Consider the following 17152-nt stretch of genomic DNA (forward strand, 5'->3'; position numbering starts at 1 on the left):
CGAAAGTCGCTACGGAGATGGCGGCTACGGCCAAGAAGCGTCGAATCGGCATTCTTGGCGGAACTTTTAATCCGCCGCACTTAGGACACTTAGTGATTGCGGATCAGGTTGCGACCCAGTTGGGCTTAGATCAAGTCTTGTTCATGCCGGATGCGGAGCCGCCCCACGTTGATCGAAAGATTACGATTCCGGCAAAGGACCGGGTGGCCATGGTCAAGGCAGCGATTGCGGATAATCCGCGATTTTCGTTAGAACTAACCGAAGTTGAGCGGGGGGGCCGGAGCTATAGTTATGAGACGATGCGCCAGCTCACCCAGCAACATCCAGAAAATCAGTATTATTTCATTATTGGCGGCGACATGGTCGCCTACCTGCCGAAGTGGTACCGGATTAATGATTTAGTGAAGTTAGTTCAATTTGTGGGCGTCTGCCGTCAGGGGTACACTCACGAGTCGCCGTATCCCGTTCTCTGGGTCGACATGCCGCAGATTGGCATTAGTTCGACGATGGTTCGGGAACAGGTTCGGCGGGGCCAGTCGGTGCGTTATCTGGTTCCGACCTTGGTGGATCTCTATATAAAGGAGCATTTGTTATATCGTGGCTGAGATGACGTATACGGAACACCTCTTTCCGGGGACCCGGGAGGAGTTGCTGGTTAAGATTGAAAAGCAGCTGAAGCCCAAACGGTTTCAACACGTATTACGCGTGGAACAGACTGCCATTCAGTTAGCCCGAGCGAACCAGGTTGATTTGGAGAAAGCCAGTATTGCGGGGTTGACCCATGATTACGCGAAGCAGCGACCGGATGAAGACTTTATCCAGGCCATTCACGATTATGCCATGGATCCCGCGTTACTCACCTACGGCAATGCCATCTGGCACGGCGTCGTAGGTGCTGAGTTCGTTAAGCGCGAGCTGGGTATTATGGATGAGGACATCTTAAATGCGGTCCGGCACCATACCACCGGCGCGGTTTACATGACGAAGTTGGAACAGATTGTGTATATGGCGGACTTCATTGAACCAGCCCACGACTTTCCCGGGGTTGATCGGGCCCGGGAACTCACGGCACAAGACTTAGGTCGCGGAGTAGCCTATCAAGCACAGCACACGTTGGCGTACTTAGTGGCGAAGAACCAACCCGTTTACCCTAAGTCTATTGAAACTTATAACGCCTGGATTCGGCGTTACCCGACGATTTGAGAGGAGCACATCATTTGGAAAGCAAAACATTATTAGAAATTGCAGTTAAGGCCGCTGAAAGCAAGCGGGCAGAGGGCATCACCGCATTAGATATGCAGAAAATCAGCTTGATGGCGGACTACTTCCTGATCATGGAAGCTAATTCTAGCCGGCAAGTTAAGGCGATTGCTGACGAAATCATTGATAAGATGGCCGAAAACGACGTGACGATTCGCGATGTGGAAGGTAAGGATGGCGCCAACTGGATCTTAATCGACCTAGGTGACGTCGTGGTTCACGTCTTCCAGAAGGAACAACGGTCCCACTACAATCTGGAAAAGCTCTGGTCCGACGCGCCAACCGTTGACCTGAGCCAATGGGTCGAAGCAGAAGCATGATTTATCAATCCTTCGCCCAGTTATACGACGAGTTGTTTGATCCAGCCATGTACCAGCAATGGCTGGATTTTGTCGCTTCACGTGTTGCACCTACGGAAGGGCCCTTGTTGGATTTGGCCTGTGGGAGCGGTCGGCTAGGCGTTCAACTCGCCCAGCGGGGGTATGACGTGAGTGGCTTAGATTTGTCGGAAGAGATGCTGGCTTTGGCAGAAAAACACGCGGAGGAGGCCCAGGTGACCTTTCCGTTGATGGCGGGGAACATGGTCGACCTCAGCGAGATCGACACGTATCAAACGGTGACTTGTTTTGCTGATTCGTTCTGCTATTTACCAGATATCGCGACGGTCACGCAGGCCTTTACGCAGGTTCATGATCATTTGGCAATCGGCGGAAAGTTCCTGTTCGACGTCATCACGCCTCACCAGACGGACGATGTCTATCCAGGGTATATGTATAATTACGTTGATGATGACCGGGCCTTTCTCTGGACCAGTTACGGGATCGAAGATGAAGAACACGCCGTTGAGCACGACTTAACGTTCTTTATTCACGATGTCGCCGACGATGCCTATCACAAAGTCACGGAATTACACCACGAACGGACTTACGCGTTGGCTGCTTATCAGCAGGCGCTCCAACAAGCTGGACTGACCTTAAAGCGGGTGAGTGCTGATTTTGGTGAACGGGACATTGATGATCAGACCACGCGGTGGTTCTTTGAGGCCACACGGGAGGCTTAACCATGACGTTACGGGCGGCAGGCATCATTGCCGAGTATAATCCTTTTCATAATGGGCACGCGTATCAATTGAGCCAGGTACGCACGCAAACGGATGCAGATCTCATCGTGGTGGCGATGAGTGGTAACTGGGTCCAGCGTGGAGAGCCGGCCTTGATGGACAAGTGGCAGCGAGCCCAAGCGGCGCTAGCGGGCGGTGTCGATCTAGTGGTTGAATTACCCACGACCAGTGCCGTTCAACCCGCGCATTTATTTGCTGCGGGGGGTGTTCAGGTATTAGCGGCACTAGGGTGTCAGTGGTTAGCGTTTGGGACGGAGCATCCGGATTTAGACTATGGGCAATTGATGGCCCATCTGCCCACGAATCCGGCAACGTTTAAACGGTTCGACCAGACCTACGCGACCCTGTTTCAGGGGTATCTCCGGGATCAGACGGGGATTACGTTGAATGCGGCTAACGATATTCTGGGCTTCTTCTATGCCTTGGCGAACCGTCAAGCCGGTAGTCCGCTCCGCTTAGTGCCACTACCGCGGCGGGGAAGTCAGCATAACGACCAGCAGATCGCCGACCAGGCGCGCTTTGCGAGTGCCACGGCGATTCGGACGGCAGCGCTAGCCGGTGACTGGGACGCCGTTCGGTCTGTGGTGCCCGATACCACGCTGACCACGTTGCAGACGATCCGGTTGACCAGTTGGGAGGACTTCTGGCCCCTATTACGGTACCAGTTGATCAGTAGTGCCGTAACGGACCTGGGAGCCCTGTACCAGATGCGTGAGGGTGTAGAGTACCGCCTGAAGAAGGCGGCGCTACCCGCGACGAGTTTTGCGGCGTTTATGCACGCGGTCAAGACCAAGCGGTACACCTATACGCGGCTACAACGGCAGGCCACATCGGTGCTCTTGCAGACCAAGCCTACGGAAATGTTGGCCGGTCCCCAGTACCTTCGCGTTTTAGGGTATAATGCGGTGGGACGCCAGTATCTGCACCAGATCAAGAAACACGTGGCCTTGCCATTGGTCAGCCGAGCGGACCGGGAGTGGCAGCAGAAGCTGGGAGCTTTGGACAACCGGGCGGGCCTGGTACGGTCTCTGGTGACTGGCGTTGCCCAGGACGATGGCCGCATTCCCGTGATGTTTCCCGATTCTCAAAGACTATCAAGGAAATTACCTTGACATCATTTCGCTTGACAGGTATAATTTATCACGTTGCATTGGAGGAATAACGATGAAATGGTCGTTGACCGAGTTACGCAAGAACCACCGGAATGACCCCTTACAGTTTGAGGAGACGCTGGATTTGAAGGCGGATCTGATGGAGCGGTATGGGGAAGAGGTCTTAGATCTCAGTCCCGTTAAGGTTCAAGGGATGGTTTCCGTCGTGAACGGTGACGTTGCGGTGGATGCCCGGGTCAAAGCGGATTTGACGGTTCCGTCAAGTCGGTCTTTGACGCCGGTGGATTTACCCGTCGATTTTAGGATGACGGAGTACTACGTTTCGGATGCTGCGGCAACGCAACGGTTTGAGAAGGCCGACGTTGTGATGGTGGTTCCAGACGACTTGATTGATTTTGATAAAGCCGTTGGGGACAACATCATCTTGCAGATTCCGATGCACATTCTGTCTGATGCCGAACAACAAGGTGCCGCAATGCCGGAAGGGCAAGATTGGCAGGTTGTGAGTGAGGCCGACTTAGATAAAGTCGAGGCAGAAAATCAATCAGTTGATCCACGTCTTGCAAAGTTAAAGGACTTCTTCCCTGATCAGGATGATAAGTAGTCACTTTGTGAGCCTTAAAATTTTTTCACTAGTGGATAATTTTAATTAAAGGAGGTGTTTTCTTTGGCTGTACCAGCACGGAAAACGTCTAAGACGAAAAAGCGCATGCGTCGGGGTCACATTAAGTTGAATGTCCCTGGTTTGACGCCATGCCCAAACTGTGGTGAACTGCGTAAGTCACACATGGTTTGCCCTAGCTGTGGCTTCTACGATGGCCGTCAGGTCGTTGCAAAAGCAACTGCAAACAACTAAACCTAAATGAAAAAACTCCTATGAAGTCCGCGGCTTCTGGGAGTTTTTTTGTGCCCTAATTTCACTTGTGTGCTGGTGAACGATAGATTAAAATATGATTATAAAATGATTATCATTTATTAATCATGGAGGTGGGAAATGTGCAGGTTCGACGCTATTGGCACTATGCTCGGCAGTCGGTAGGCTGGCTACTGCTCCTGATACCGATTGCTAGTGCGATTGAAATTGCGGTTGCCGCGTTGTTACAGTTGATGACGGACGCAGCGACGGGGCGCAGTTCAGTATCCTATGGCGGATTGGTGGCCATTGTGGGCAGCTATATTTTAGTGGATGCGGGGATGTTTTTCGGCTGTCAGTATCTGACGCAAACGACGCTGAATCGTATGATGGCTGGTCTTCGCCAAGATTTGTTAGAGGCACTGTTTCGCCGACCGACCGGCGTTGGCCGGGATACCCAAGCTCTAACGACGACCTACTATAATGACTTTACGACCACGTTACCCATCATTCGGCAGGAGTACCTGCAGGGGAGTGTCAACGTGTACCGGGCGTTATGGCAATTCTTAATTGCCGTGGGTATGTCGGTGATGATTCAGCCCTGGCTGAGCTTGCTGATCCTAGCGTTATGCTTGCCGGGATTGGGGGTGCCGTTTCTTCAACGGCGTCGCTTGCAACGGAATAAGCAAGCCGTACTCCAACAAAATCAAGCGGTGACGCAACGGCTACAGGATGCGACGCAGGGGTTACGTACAATTCAAATTTTTAATGTCCAACGACAACTGCAACGGCTATTCGCGCATCAAAGTCAACGCTTGTGGCGTGTTCAGAATCAAGACCAGCGGACACGCAAGGCCGTTAGTGGGGTCAGCCAGCTCTTGGATAACGTGTTGTACTTAGGGACCTGGGTCGGCGGAATTTACTTTGTGATGCGGCAGACGATCACGTTGGGGCAGTTGGTAGCCTTCTCCCAATTGATGATTTTTATCTCGGAGCCCATTCAGTCGGCTTCCGGATTGTTAGGGGATCTGGTGGGTGGCCGTACAGCGGCACGTGAACTTGAAGCGCGTTTGGCAGTGGCCCCGTCAAACGCGTCCCAACGACAGCTATCACCGCTTACCCAGATAACTTTCAATCAGGTGAGCTATCCTTCGAAGGACGTGCCGATTTTACAGGATGTCAGTCTAACGTTGCAGGCCCAACGGCATTACGTCATCGTTGGTAAGAGCGGGAGCGGTAAGTCAACGTTATTGAACCTACCGCTTTCTCCGGGACTGTCGCTAGCGGGGACCATTCAGCTTAATCAGCACAATCTGGAAGAGTATTCAGCAACGGCCGTGGCCCAACGCTTAGGACTCTTGACGCAAGAGGTCGCGCTCTTCGATGACACAATTGCGAACAACTTGAGCCTGTACCAGGAGGTAGCTGAGCAACGACTTCAAGCGGCCTTACGGTTAGTGGGACTCACTCGCTGGGCAACGCCTGAAGGGGTCCAGCAGGCCATTAGTCGGCAGGGCACCCGGTTATCGGGTGGTGAGCGGCATCGGCTGGCCGTGGCGCGTCTGTGGCTCCAGAATAAGGATTTCTCGTTTTTAGATGAACCCTTGACGGGGTTGGACCCTAAGACGGCCCACGACTTGGTTCAAGTCTTCACGACGCGCTGGCCTACGGGTTGGGCGCTGGTGACCCATCAATATGATGCAACCCTGTTTGCGGCGGCTGATCAGATCATCGTGGTTGACGCGGGCCGAATCGTGGCCCAAGGAACGCAGGAGACGGTTGCCGTACAGCGCTGGTTAACGCGGCTTAAATTAACGGAAGCCTAAAGGTTTCGGACTAGAACGCATAAAAACGGCAGTGACGTCCTGAAGGGGACGGCCACTGCCGTTTAGTACGTTATCGTTTAAGGTTACTTGGTAAAGTCGACGACCATCCGACCAACGATTTGGTTGTTCTTCATTTCGTCAATGATATCGTTAACTTCGTCCAGACGACGGGTCTTAACGATTGGGTGAACCTTACCTTCAGCACCGAATTGGAAGGTTTCGGCTAAGTCTTGACGGGTCCCAACTAAGGAACCACGAACGGAGATCCCGTCCAGAACCGTCTTGGCGATGTTCAGCTTCATGTCACCTTGTGGTAAGGCCACGGCAACTAGCTTCCCATCAGGACGCAGGGCGTTAACGGATTGCGTGAAGGCGTCCGCGTTAACGGCGGTTACTTGGGCGGTGTTGACCCCGCCGACCTTCTTTTGAATCTGTTCAGCAACGTCACCGTCGTGCCGGTTGATCAGCACTTCCGCACCGTTTTCCTTAGCAGCTTCCAGCTTGTCTGGGTTCCCATCAACGGCAACAACGTGTGCCCCGAAGACGTTGTGGGCGTATTGGATGGCCAAGTTACCTAAACCACCAGCACCGACAACTTCGACCCATTGACCAGGCTTGGTCTCGCCGACCTTCAAAGCCTTGTACATCGTCACACCAGCACAAGTTAAGGAAGTGGCTTCGACAGGGTCCAAACCTTCAGGGACCTTAACGGCGTAGTTGGCATCCACGATACATTCTTCAGCCATGGCACCATCGACGGTGAACCCGGAGTTCAGAACATTCCGGCAAAGGGTTTCCCGACCGGTCAAGCAATATTCACAGTGGCCACAGCCCTTGTAGAACCAAGCAATGGAGACCCGGTCACCAATCTTTAAGTTTTTAACATTGTCGGCAACTTGAATCACTCTACCGACACCTTCATGGCCAATGATCCGACCTGGTTGCTTACCAAAGTCACCGGCAGCGACGTGTAAGTCGGTGTGGCACAGGCCACAATATTCCATCTTAACTAAGGCTTCACCGTGAGTGATGGGACGGAGCGTAACGTCCTTGATATCAACATAACCATCTACAGAATCGCGAATAACAGCAGCTTTCATGAAAAGAACCCCTTTTCTTTTTTATCTACACCGCTTAGTATACTTAAAAAATTCACAAGTGCAAGTGAAATCATACACAAAAATAAAATTTTAAAATTTTTTGTCGAAACTGATTGGGGACAATATGGCTTTAGAATGGTTATTCAACTACCTTTCTAATGTGAAAGTAACCACGAATTAATTTTTCATTAAGCACAAGCCGAAAGAATGCAACCGGTTGTTTACAGGCCTTGACGCACTTTTTATGGTTCTGCCAATTAATCCCTGTTGCGGCGAAGGGAAAAGGCGCACAATTGGGAGTAAATATGATAAAATTAAATATTGGAATGAACCACGGTTGCTCTTGAAACACCACGACTGGTGTATGCTGAGCACAGCTAAATCGCCCTAGAGGAGTTAAAGAGTAATGAGTCGAATTTTAATTATTGAAGACGAAAAAAACCTGGCGCGCTTTGTTGAATTGGAATTGAAGCACGAAGGATACGAAACGAACGTTCAGTTTAATGGTCGAACGGGGCTTGATGCCGCGTTATCACAGGACTTCGATGTGATTTTACTGGATTTGATGTTGCCTGAGTTGAACGGGATCGAAGTCGCCCGGCGTGTGCGGGAAGTGAAGAGTACGCCGATCATTATGATGACGGCCCGTGACTCGGTGATCGACCGGGTCTCCGGGTTAGACCATGGTGCCGACGATTACATTGTTAAGCCGTTTGCCATTGAAGAACTGCTAGCCCGGGTACGGGCCCTGTTACGCCGGATTCATTTGGAAGGTGAACAGAAGAACACCAAGCAAACGACGGTGAAGTTCAAAGATCTGACGATCGAGAAGGAAAACCGAATCGTTCGGCGCGGTGATGAGGTCATCAACCTCACCAAGCGGGAGTACGAACTGCTCTTGGCATTGATGGAGAACGTGAACGTGGTCCTGGCCAGAGACGTGTTACTGACCAAGGTCTGGGGATACGAATCCGAAGTTGAGACCAACGTGGTCGATGTGTACGTCCGGTACTTACGGAACAAAATTGATGTGCCTGGTCAGAAGAGCTACATTCAGACCGTTCGTGGCACGGGGTACGTGATGCGGTCGTGAGAACTCCCGAGTCTAGTCTCGCGGAAGAACCCGCTGAGGCTAAGAAAAAGTCGTTTCGCTTTTCGTTAAAGTGGAAGTGGGCTTTATCAACAGCTGGCGCAGTCTTGGTCATTTTTACCGTGATTGCGCTTCTGATTTTTAACAGTTTCATGACAGTCCTACTCCAGCAGGAGCGGACCCATGTCGGTGATACCATGAATGTTGTGGTGGAAAAGCTGAACACTCAGAAACAAGAACTGACGGGCCAAACGGTCGATAACCTATTGCGCCCCCGAGTAGCGGCGATTCTGGGAAAGAAGACCACGCCGTACAATAGTGCTATCGTGACCAGCTTAGCGCGGGATAGCCAGACCGTGGCGGTGTATGACCCGGCCGGAGCCTTGCTCTTCACTAGTCGGGGTGCGAACGTCGCGACGTTTAAGCCGGTGAATAAGCAACAGATTCGGACCCAGCAGACCAAGCAGGGGTCCGGGCTGATTGGTCGGACGCCGATTCGCTCGAAACAAAACGACCAGATTATTGGGTACGTGCAGGTCGACGATAACCTCCAGGATTATCACGAAACCCAAACGCGGCTACTGCAGGTCGTCATTGTTTTGGGCTTGATGGCCGCATTGGCGGCAGCAATTCTCAGCTACATCTTGGCGTCGTTCTTACTACGGCCCATGGATGCCATTCGGGATACGATTCACGCCGTGCGGGATGATCCCCAAACGGATGAACGGGTGCCGGTGTCTAAGCGTAACGATGAACTGGGTGATTTGACGGCACTGCTGAACGATATGATTGATACCACCCAACGGTACATCGACCAACAGCAGCAGTTCGTGGAAGATGTTTCTCACGAGTTGCGAACGCCGGTGGCCATTATTCAGGGCCACATGGAGATGCTGGACCGGTGGGGGAAGGATGATCCCGAGGTCCTTGATGAGTCCATTAAGGCTTCCTTACAAGAGACCAAGCGAATGAAGAGCTTGGTCCAAGAGATGTTGGACCTACAACGGGCGGAGCAGATTGAAGTGACGTTTACCAATGACGTGACCGATGTGAGTGAAGTGGTCACGCAGGTCTACGACAACTTCAAGATGATTCATCCCGACTACGTCTTTATTCTGGACGACGACGTTCATCAGTCGATTCAAGCCCAGATCTACCGGAACCACCTGGAGCAGATCTTGATTATCCTGCTAGATAACGCCGTGAAGTACTCGACCACGCGTAAGGAGGTCCACCTGACCTACGAGCAAGATTCACGGAACGTGGAGATTGCGGTCCAGGACTTCGGGGAAGGCATCTCGCAGGCCAATCGTGACCGGGTCTTTAACCGGTTCTATCGGGTCGATAAGGCGCGTTCGCGGACTAAAGGGGGGAATGGACTGGGTCTCGCAATTGCCAAACGGTTGATTGAGGGATATCACGGTTCCATTACCATTGAGAGTGCCGTCGGCCACGGGTCCGTCTTTCGAATCTCGTTGCCGATTCTGTCTAAGGAAGCGGCAGACCGCTTGATCAAAAAGAAGCAGCAGGCCCAAGCAGCAAATACGGACATTCCTGGCTTGCTGAAGTCTCAGCTCTTGGAGGACGACTCCGGCGAGGATCCGGCCACTAAGTCGGAGACACCGGACGACCATTAAAACACAGGTCTATGATGCATTAGGCCCGAATAAAAGGCGCTCACCAAGTTGATTGGTGAGCGCCTTTTAGATGACTCTAGTGATTACCGCCGGTGTTGTTGCTTGCCGGCATTCCGGTTGCGGTTGTTATGGTGAATCTGTTTTTGTTGAGCTTTGACCTGTTTAGGTGCAACGGGTTTGACGGGTGCAACCGGTGCAGGTTTAGGCATTTTTTCCATTTCTTCTTTGATCTGCCGCCGAATTCGAGGCCGGTAGAAGTTGATGATCAACGTTTGCAAGCAGGCGAACAACCCACCCACGAAGAAGTACAGGCCAAGTCCGGCAGGTGAACTCATCGTGAAGAAGAGAATCATAACGGGGCTCATCAGCATGGTGTAGCGCATCTGCTTCTTCTGATCTTCCGGCATCCCCAGCATGGATAAGTACCCCTGGAGTAAGTAGGACAGGAAGGAGAGCAGGGCTAGCAGCCAACTGGCTTTCCCTAAGGGGATGTTCATGAAGACGGCTTTGGAAAGCTCAGGTGAGTACCGGATAGCGGCGTATAACGCGGCAAAGATCGGCATTTGAATCAATAATGGTAAACACCCGATCCCCCCGGTCATGCTGATCCCGTTGTTCCGGTAGAGGGCCATCATTTCTTGACTGATAGCGGCTTGCTCTTCCTTAGTCTTCGCAGCCTTTTGCCGTTTTTGAATCTCCTGCATTTGAGGCCGAACCATGGACATCTTTTCTTGTTGGACCGTGGCCCCCCGCATCTGCTTGACCATGACGGGAAGCAGGACCATCCGGACGATCACCGTTAAGATGATGATGGCCCAGCCGTAGCTGTTCCCGAAGATGTTGGCTAACCAATCCATGACGTGTTGTCCGGGAACGGCGAGGTAATCATAGACGAAGCCATACGGTTTCCCGTTCTTGGTCTGCACACACCCGCTCAGCAGTAAGGCTAAGCTCGCGAGGGCGGCAGTGGCCGAAAATCTCTTGGAAAATTTCATTGATTTCAGAAACCCCTTTATAAATTTAACAATAGAAACGTTGCCGTTCCCATGCGGCGAAATCGCCGTGAACATTCAATATCTTACTTGATTTAGGTGGCTTTTTCAAATGATTATTTGAAAGTCGGCAAAGTGTTGGGCCGGAAGTTCAGTCTGAACCAAGTCTGTGACCTGAGCCCAAGCGTTGACGTGGTAGAGTCGGTGAGCGAACAAGTCCAGAACCTCAGCTGAACCGCTGGCCACGATGGCAACTTGGCCGGTCTCTAAGTTTTGCACGGTCCCCGTCAGGTGTAGGTCGCGGGCTAACTGGACGGTGGCCCAGCGAAAGCCGACGCCCTGAACGCGACCGCTTGCCAGAAAGCGACGAGTTAACAAGGTAATCTCCCTCCTTTTAAGGTAGCTCTCTATGATATGATACCGCATGAATTCCCGGCGGACACGAATATATGGTAAAATTAAGAATAAAACCAGTGAATGGGAGCGTTACTCTTGCAAGAAAAAATCACATCGAGTCAAAATAAACGGGTTAAGCAGTGGCGGGCGCTGACTACCAAAAAAGGACGTCAAGCAACGCAAACCTACCTATTGGAAGGATGGCATCTGGTCCACGAGGCCATCTTGGCGCACCAGTCGCTACGGGCCATCATGGGAACGGCGGAACAGTTAACGGCTCATGCGGCTGAGTTGCCGACCGACGTCGATCGCTTTGAATTGACCGAGAGTATCGCGAAGACGATTGGGGATGCCAACACGCCACAGGGAATTTTTGCGACGGTCCCGCTACCGGCTAAGGACGTCTTAGATCCTCAGACGGTTGAAGGAGGCTGGCTGTTCTTAGACCAGGTGCAAGATCCCGGGAACATTGGGACCATGGTCCGGACGGCCGACGCTGCTGGCTTACGGGGCGTGGTCTTGGGACTAGGGAGTGCGAGTCTGTACCTGCCCAAAGTCCTACGGGCGATGCAGGGAAGCCAATTTCACGTTGAAGTGGTGGAAGCGGATCTGCACCAGTGGATTCAGGCCTTCACGGCGCGGCATTTACCGGTCTATGGGACCAACCTGGACCCGCAGGCGCAAGATTACCGGAACGTTGACCCGGTCACGACGGGCGCCATTGTCATGGGGAACGAAGGGAATGGAATGGCTCCCGATCTGCAACAACTCACGACGCGGAACCTGTACATTCCCATCAAGGGCCGGGCTGAGTCGCTAAACGTGGCGGTAGCGGCGGGAATTGTGATGTTTCGTTTGTTTGGCTGAGGCCAGTGACCGAGAGCCGAGTTGGCAAAGGAACGGTGATCGTCAAGCAGTTTTCGTTAAAAAAGTACTAATTTACGGTCAAATCGGCCATAATGATTGCATTTTGAGGAAAAGTAAGTAAAATACAGGGTAACTATTGGTAGTATCACAGCATAATTCTAATTGAAAAGGAAGCATTCTATGACCAAATTATCTTGGCGTGATGATCCCGAATACCTTGCGATCGTTTCTGATTTGTTGGCGCAAGAGCCGGTACAACGTCTGGCGAATTACACCCAGCATCATCACTCTAATCGACTGGATCATTCCATCTCGGTTTCGTATAACAGTTACTTGATTGCAAAGAAGTTGCATTTAAATGCACGGGCCACCGCGCGGGGTGGGTTGCTTCATGATTTGTTTTATTATGACTGGCGGACGACCAAGTTCGATTTAGGGTCGCACGCGTTTATCCATCCGCGGGTCGCTTTACGGAACGCCGAAAAGTTGACGGATTTGACGCCAATGGAAAAGGATATTATTTTGAAGCATATGTGGGGCGCCACGTTAGCGATGCCGCGGTATCGCGAAAGTATGATTGTTTCGCTAGTTGATGACTACGAAGCCGTCCACGAGTTCACGGGCCCAGCCCGTAAGCATATGCAACTGTTACTTGATAAGTTAACGCCTAACGCTTAAAGTGGGTTAGGTACGTGTTGAAGGGAGGTAAACGATATGCAAATGATGCCTACGAAAGAGGAAACATCAAAATCAGCAGAAACTGATTTTACGCTCTGTCCTCGTTTGGAACAGACGTTTACCTTTTTAGGTAAGAAGTGGAACGGCTTGATTATTGATGTTCTGCTAGAAGATGGTCCGCAACGGTTCCGGGACTTGGCCCACAAGGTCTCCCGGTGCAGTGATCGGGTACTGGTCGAACGCTTGAAGGAACTGGAACAAAACGGCGTGATCGTACGCCGGACGTATCCTGACAAGGCGTTGATCGAGTATGATCTGACCACTAAAGGTCGGGAATTCCGCAACGTGATGACCGCGATTCATGCGTGGTCTGACAAGTGGTCTTGTCCGGTCGAAGCTGCTGAGAAGTAGTTGACAGCTACCGGAAAGTTCGGTAGGCTGATAAGAGTGATTTAGTTAAAGACGATGATAGAAATTAGTAGCCAGGAGAATTTGGCAGGAAGAGCGGGGCATGACTGAAACCCTGCTTCAAATTCATTCGGGTGAATTCACTTCTTGAGTTGACACCGGGATTCGGAAACGATGAATGGTGCTCCGGTGAGTGACCGTTATCACGACTGAGTGTGGGGCATTAGGATGACTAGTGCCCTGAATCAGGGTGGTACCGCGAAGCTTCGTCCCTCTTTTTAAGAGGAACGGAGCTTTTTTTGTGGGCATCACCAGGTGGTTGAGTAGAAATGGAGGAAAACACGGATGTCGTTAAAAGAGCGATTAACGGAACTACAACAAAAAGGGTTAGCCGAAATCCAAAAGTCCCAAGACTTGAAGGATGTCAACCAGATTCGGGTCAACCTGTTGGGTAAGAAGGGTCCCATTACCGAAGTTTTACGGGGGATGCGGGATCTCGAAGCCGAAGAACGGCCTAAGGTTGGTGCGTTTGCGAACGAAGTGCGGGACAACCTGACCGCTGCGTTGGCTAAACGCCGCGAAGACCTGGAAGCAGCTGTTTTAAACGCACGCTTGGCTAAGGAAACCATTGATGTGACCTTACCAGGGACGCCGGTCGCTAAGGGTGAACCCCATGTGATCCAACAGATTATCGACCAGATCGAAGACCTCTTCTTAGGGATGGGGTACCAAGTCTTAAGTGGGCCAGAAGTCGAAGAAGATAAGTACAACTTCGAAATGATGAACTTGCCTAAGAACCACCCCGCTCGGGATATGCAAGATACGTTCTACATTACAAAGGAAATCTTGATGCGGACGCAGACGTCACCGATGCAAGCCCGGACGCTGGAGAAGCACGACTTTAGTCAGGGCCCATTGAAGATGATCTCCCCTGGTGTGGTTTATCGGCGCGACACCGACGACCCAACGCACTCCCACCAGTTCCACCAAGTGGAAGGGTTAGTGATCGACAAGCACGTGACCATGGCGGACCTCAAGGGGACGTTACAGGTCTTAGCGCATGAGTTGTTCGGAGATAAGTTCGATGTTCGGTTACGGCCAAGTTACTTCCCGTTTACGGAACCATCAGTTGAAGCGGATATTACTTGTTTCAACTGTGGTGGTAAGGGCTGCAAGGTCTGCAAGAACACGGGCTGGATCGAAGTGTTAGGTGCCGGCATGGTCCACCCGAACGTCTTGAAGATGGCGGGCGTGAATCCCGACGTTTACGGCGGATTCGCGTTCGGGGTTGGTCCCGACCGGTTTGCCATGCTGAAGTACGGCGTCGACGATATTCGGAACTTCTACTTGAATGATGTTCGTTTCCTGACGCAATTTACCAAGAAAGGATAGCCGCCAACGATGAATATTTCTTACAATTGGATTAAAGAATACTTGGATTTAGATGTTTCCGCAACGGATTTGGCGGAAAAAATCGAACGGACGTCGGTTGAAGTGGACAGTGTGGTTCGGCCCGCCGACGGGTTAAAGAAGATCGTGGTAGGGCACGTGAACTCACTGGTTGCCCACCCAGATTCTGACCATCTCCACATCTGTGAAGTCGATGTAGGGGATGACCAACCTTCACAAATCGTGTGTGGGGCTCCCAACATCGCAGCAGGTCAGAACGTGATCGTTGCGTTACCGGGGTCACGGATTGCCAACAACGTGAAGATCAAGCGCTCCAAGATGCGGGGCGTGGAATCCGATGGCATGATCTGCTCCTTACAAGAAATTGGATTCAGTGAGGATGTTGTGCCTAAGGAGTACGCTGATGGTATCTATGTGTTACCAGCCGATGCACAACCAGGCGAACCCGTTTTCGGACTCTTAGGGATGGACGACAGTCTGATCGACTTGGATGTGACGCCTAACCGGGGAGACATGTTGAGCTTGAACGGGACGTTACGCGACTTAGCCGCAATTTATGATCAACCCGTAAAGCTGGACCAACCAGCCGTTAAGGAGGCTGGTGAGGCCATTGCTGACCAACTGACCTTACACGTGGATGCGGCGTTAGCGCCTCAATACCGGATGCGGTTAGTCTGTGATCTGAAGATCGCCCCTAGCCCGATGTGGTTGCAGATTCGGTTATGGAACGCGGGTATTCGGCCAATCAATAACGTGGTCGATGTGACAAACTACATCATGTTGAAGTATGGTCAACCCCTACACGCCTTTGACTACGGTAAGTTTGCGGGACAGGACGTCTATGTTCGGACAGCCAATGCTGGGGAACAGTTGACGACCTTAGACGAAAATGATCACGATTTAGATCCTAAGGACATCGTGATTGCTGATGGTCAAGCGCCCATTGCGTTAGCTGGCGTGATGGGTGGTCTGTCGACCGCCATCACTGACCAGACGCACACGGTGGCCATTGAAGCGGCGGTCTTCGAACACGACCACATCCGTAAGGCAGCGCAACGGCACCACTTACACACAGACGCGTCACAGCGGTTTGAACGCGGCATCAACCAGGCGGGTGTGCAAGATGCCTTAGACGCTGCCGCTCAGCTGATGGACGAATTAGCGAGTGGGACGGTTCAAACGGGGACGGCCGTGGGCAGTAACCAACAACCGGACCCAGCAGTGATTCCACTGACGCTGACGCATGTGAATGCCATCTTGGGGACGGACCTCAAGCAGGCACAGGTCACGCATATTCTGGAATCATTAGGCTTTACGGTGGCTGTTGACGGGGATCAAATGACCGTCACGGTGCCAATTCGGCGCAACGATATTCATATTCCGGCCGACCTGCTGGAAGAAATTGCGCGAATCTACGGTTACGACAACATTCCAGTGACCTTGCCGACGGGACGGATGACGCAGGGACGCTTGACGCCAGCTCAGCGGTTGATGCGGGCGACCCGGCACTCCTTAGAGGCCTTGGGCTTGAACCAAGCCATCTCGTACGCGTTGACTACGGAAGACAAAGCTAAGATGTTTATGATGCGCGCGAGTGCTCCAACTAAATTATCTTGGCCAATGAGCGTGGATCACGCGGTCTTGCGGATGAACCTGATTACGGGCTTGTTGGACGATCTGGCCTACAACGCTGCCCGGAAGGTCAAGGATGTTGCGTTGTACGAACAAGGACGGGTCTTCTATCGCGAGGACGGCACTGACCGGCCAAGCGAAGAAGAACACATTGCTGGTGCCATTACGGGGACGTTGATGCCGCAGGCTTGGAACCAACCTGCCCAAGCGGTTGATTTCTATCAAGTCAAGGGAATCGTGGCAGCTTACCTGCAAGATATGGCGGTCAATGGCGAGGTCACGTATGTTCCGAACCAGGAGATGCCAGAGATGCACCCTGGACGGACCGCGGATATCTTGGTTCACGGACACCGCATTGGGTACTTGGGTGAGATTCACCCCACGATTGCTAAGCAGTTCAAGATCGGGACGACCTACGTCTTTGAATTGAACCTGCAAGCGATTATTGAGATGCCTAAGCAGGAGGACCAATACGACGTGATTTCGCGGTACCCTGCGATTACGCGTGATATTGCCATGCTGGTAGACGATGAGGTGACCAACGAACAAATCGTCAACTTGATTGAGAAGCGGGGCGGCGCTTACTTGCAGTCCGTCAAACTGTTTGACGTTTATGCTGGGGTTAAGGTGCCTAAGGGCAAGAAGTCCTTGGCTTACACGCTGACCTACCAAGACAAGCACGCCACTTTAGTGGATGATGCCGTTAACCAGGCCTTTGCGAAGGTTACGAAGCGCTTGGAAGATGAACTGGGAGCAGAGATTCGCTAGACA

General features: G+C 52.0%; 18 protein-coding genes and 1 other annotated feature. Of the genes, 15 read left to right on the top strand and 3 right to left on the bottom strand.

The genetic code is table 11. The features are described from left to right. Nucleotides 1-17 precede the first annotated feature (17 nt). From RIN67_RS05550 to RIN67_RS05585, 8 genes are all read left to right on the top strand, one after another. Entirely contained in the window at nt 18-605 is a 588-nt protein-coding gene (locus tag RIN67_RS05550; RefSeq protein WP_264999069.1) for a nicotinate-nucleotide adenylyltransferase, read from the top strand. Continuing rightward, entirely contained in the window at nt 595-1203 is a 609-nt protein-coding gene (yqeK, locus tag RIN67_RS05555; RefSeq protein WP_264999068.1) for a bis(5'-nucleosyl)-tetraphosphatase (symmetrical) YqeK, read from the top strand. Before RIN67_RS05550 ends, yqeK begins: the two co-directional genes overlap by 11 nt. Nucleotides 1204-1217: 14 nt before the next feature. Next, nucleotides 1218-1580 (top strand): ribosome silencing factor, encoded by a 363-nt coding sequence (gene rsfS / locus RIN67_RS05560; RefSeq protein WP_056943752.1) that lies wholly within the window; start codon nt 1218-1220, stop codon nt 1578-1580. Further along, nucleotides 1577-2320, top strand: a complete 744-nt coding sequence (locus RIN67_RS05565) for a class I SAM-dependent DNA methyltransferase (RefSeq protein WP_024746517.1) — start codon at nt 1577-1579, stop codon at nt 2318-2320. The genes rsfS and RIN67_RS05565 overlap by 4 nt, the downstream gene beginning before the upstream one ends. 2 nt (nt 2321-2322) lie before the next feature. Then, nucleotides 2323-3492, top strand: coding sequence for a nucleotidyltransferase (locus RIN67_RS05570; protein ID WP_264999035.1), 1170 nt, complete (start codon nt 2323-2325; stop codon nt 3490-3492). Between the two features lie 52 nt (nt 3493-3544). Next, nucleotides 3545-4096 (top strand): YceD family protein, encoded by a 552-nt coding sequence (locus RIN67_RS05575; protein ID WP_107739796.1) that lies wholly within the window; start codon nt 3545-3547, stop codon nt 4094-4096. A gap of 63 nt (nt 4097-4159) precedes the next feature. Then, on the top strand, nt 4160-4348 hold the full coding sequence (gene rpmF, locus RIN67_RS05580) for a 50S ribosomal protein L32 (protein ID WP_081721480.1): 189 nt from the start codon (nt 4160-4162) through the stop codon (nt 4346-4348). A 140-nt stretch (nt 4349-4488) separates the two neighbouring features. After that, nucleotides 4489-6171: an ABC transporter transmembrane domain-containing protein gene (locus RIN67_RS05585; protein WP_264999034.1), complete on the top strand. Its 1683-nt coding sequence runs from the start codon at nt 4489-4491 to the stop codon at nt 6169-6171. Between the two features lie 83 nt (nt 6172-6254). On the opposite strand, the gene adhP is transcribed toward RIN67_RS05585, so the two are convergent. Next, nucleotides 6255-7271, bottom strand: coding sequence for an alcohol dehydrogenase AdhP (gene adhP / locus RIN67_RS05590; RefSeq protein ID WP_264999033.1), 1017 nt, complete (start codon nt 7269-7271; stop codon nt 6255-6257). A gap of 406 nt (nt 7272-7677) precedes the next feature. Between adhP and RIN67_RS05595 the strand changes: the two genes are divergently transcribed. After that, nucleotides 7678-8364 carry a response regulator transcription factor gene (locus RIN67_RS05595; protein WP_024746513.1) on the top strand — a complete coding sequence of 229 codons (687 nt, stop codon included), beginning with the start codon at nt 7678-7680 and terminating at the stop codon, nt 8362-8364. A 104-nt stretch (nt 8365-8468) separates the two neighbouring features. Further along, nucleotides 8469-9998 carry a HAMP domain-containing sensor histidine kinase gene (locus RIN67_RS05600; RefSeq protein WP_313845026.1) on the top strand — a complete coding sequence of 510 codons (1530 nt, stop codon included), beginning with the start codon at nt 8469-8471 and terminating at the stop codon, nt 9996-9998. Between the two features lie 83 nt (nt 9999-10081). Here the strand turns inward: RIN67_RS05600 and yidC are convergent, their stop codons facing one another. Both yidC and RIN67_RS05610 read right to left on the bottom strand, forming a co-directional pair. After that, the gene (yidC, locus tag RIN67_RS05605; RefSeq protein WP_024746511.1) at nt 10082-10993 is read right to left on the bottom strand and encodes a membrane protein insertase YidC; all 912 of its coding nucleotides are present in this window, start codon (nt 10991-10993) and stop codon (nt 10082-10084) included. A gap of 105 nt (nt 10994-11098) precedes the next feature. Next, on the bottom strand, nt 11099-11368 hold the full coding sequence (locus tag RIN67_RS05610) for an acylphosphatase (RefSeq protein ID WP_264999032.1): 270 nt from the start codon (nt 11366-11368) through the stop codon (nt 11099-11101). A 99-nt stretch (nt 11369-11467) separates the two neighbouring features. On the opposite strand from RIN67_RS05610, the gene RIN67_RS05615 reads away from it, so the two are divergent. The 5 genes from RIN67_RS05615 to pheT all read left to right on the top strand — a co-directional run bounded on the left by RIN67_RS05615 (nt 11468) and on the right by pheT (nt 17149). Next, the gene (locus RIN67_RS05615; protein WP_264999031.1) at nt 11468-12253 is read left to right on the top strand and encodes a TrmH family RNA methyltransferase; all 786 of its coding nucleotides are present in this window, start codon (nt 11468-11470) and stop codon (nt 12251-12253) included. 180 nt (nt 12254-12433) lie between these two features. Continuing rightward, nucleotides 12434-12931 carry an HD domain-containing protein gene (locus RIN67_RS05620; protein WP_024746508.1) on the top strand — a complete coding sequence of 166 codons (498 nt, stop codon included), beginning with the start codon at nt 12434-12436 and terminating at the stop codon, nt 12929-12931. A 36-nt stretch (nt 12932-12967) separates the two neighbouring features. Then, nucleotides 12968-13342, top strand: coding sequence for a winged helix-turn-helix transcriptional regulator (locus RIN67_RS05625; RefSeq protein ID WP_390894310.1), 375 nt, complete (start codon nt 12968-12970; stop codon nt 13340-13342). A 45-nt stretch (nt 13343-13387) separates the two neighbouring features. Further along, nucleotides 13388-13616: a binding site (T-box leader), on the top strand. Nucleotides 13617-13684: 68 nt separating this feature from the next. Continuing rightward, the gene (gene pheS, locus RIN67_RS05630) at nt 13685-14731 is read left to right on the top strand and encodes a phenylalanine--tRNA ligase subunit alpha (protein WP_264999030.1); all 1047 of its coding nucleotides are present in this window, start codon (nt 13685-13687) and stop codon (nt 14729-14731) included. Between the two features lie 9 nt (nt 14732-14740). Then, nucleotides 14741-17149 carry a phenylalanine--tRNA ligase subunit beta gene (gene pheT / locus RIN67_RS05635; protein ID WP_264999029.1) on the top strand — a complete coding sequence of 803 codons (2409 nt, stop codon included), beginning with the start codon at nt 14741-14743 and terminating at the stop codon, nt 17147-17149. Nucleotides 17150-17152: the final 3 nt, after the last annotated feature.

This window comes from Levilactobacillus namurensis, assembly GCF_032197885.1.
Taxonomy (GTDB): domain Bacteria; phylum Bacillota; class Bacilli; order Lactobacillales; family Lactobacillaceae; genus Levilactobacillus; species Levilactobacillus namurensis_A.

Excerpts from the sequence above, each read along its gene's own strand:
- pheT (WP_264999029.1), top strand. The coding sequence starts at position 14,741 with ATGAATATTTCTTACAATTGGATTAAAGAATACTTGGATTTAGATGTT.
- adhP (WP_264999033.1), bottom strand. The coding sequence starts at position 7,271 with ATGAAAGCTGCTGTTATTCGCGATTCTGTAGATGGTTATGTTGATATC.
- RIN67_RS05620 (WP_024746508.1), top strand. The coding sequence starts at position 12,434 with ATGACCAAATTATCTTGGCGTGATGATCCCGAATACCTTGCGATCGTT.
- RIN67_RS05615 (WP_264999031.1), top strand. The coding sequence starts at position 11,468 with ATGGGAGCGTTACTCTTGCAAGAAAAAATCACATCGAGTCAAAATAAA.
- RIN67_RS05550 (WP_264999069.1), top strand. The coding sequence starts at position 18 with ATGGCGGCTACGGCCAAGAAGCGTCGAATCGGCATTCTTGGCGGAACT.
- RIN67_RS05625 (WP_390894310.1), top strand. The coding sequence starts at position 12,968 with ATGCAAATGATGCCTACGAAAGAGGAAACATCAAAATCAGCAGAAACT.
- RIN67_RS05575 (WP_107739796.1), top strand. The coding sequence starts at position 3,545 with ATGAAATGGTCGTTGACCGAGTTACGCAAGAACCACCGGAATGACCCC.
- RIN67_RS05565 (WP_024746517.1), top strand. The coding sequence starts at position 1,577 with ATGATTTATCAATCCTTCGCCCAGTTATACGACGAGTTGTTTGATCCA.
- pheS (WP_264999030.1), top strand. The coding sequence starts at position 13,685 with ATGTCGTTAAAAGAGCGATTAACGGAACTACAACAAAAAGGGTTAGCC.
- yidC (WP_024746511.1), bottom strand. The coding sequence starts at position 10,993 with ATGAAATTTTCCAAGAGATTTTCGGCCACTGCCGCCCTCGCGAGCTTA.
- RIN67_RS05570 (WP_264999035.1), top strand. The coding sequence starts at position 2,323 with ATGACGTTACGGGCGGCAGGCATCATTGCCGAGTATAATCCTTTTCAT.
- RIN67_RS05595 (WP_024746513.1), top strand. The coding sequence starts at position 7,678 with ATGAGTCGAATTTTAATTATTGAAGACGAAAAAAACCTGGCGCGCTTT.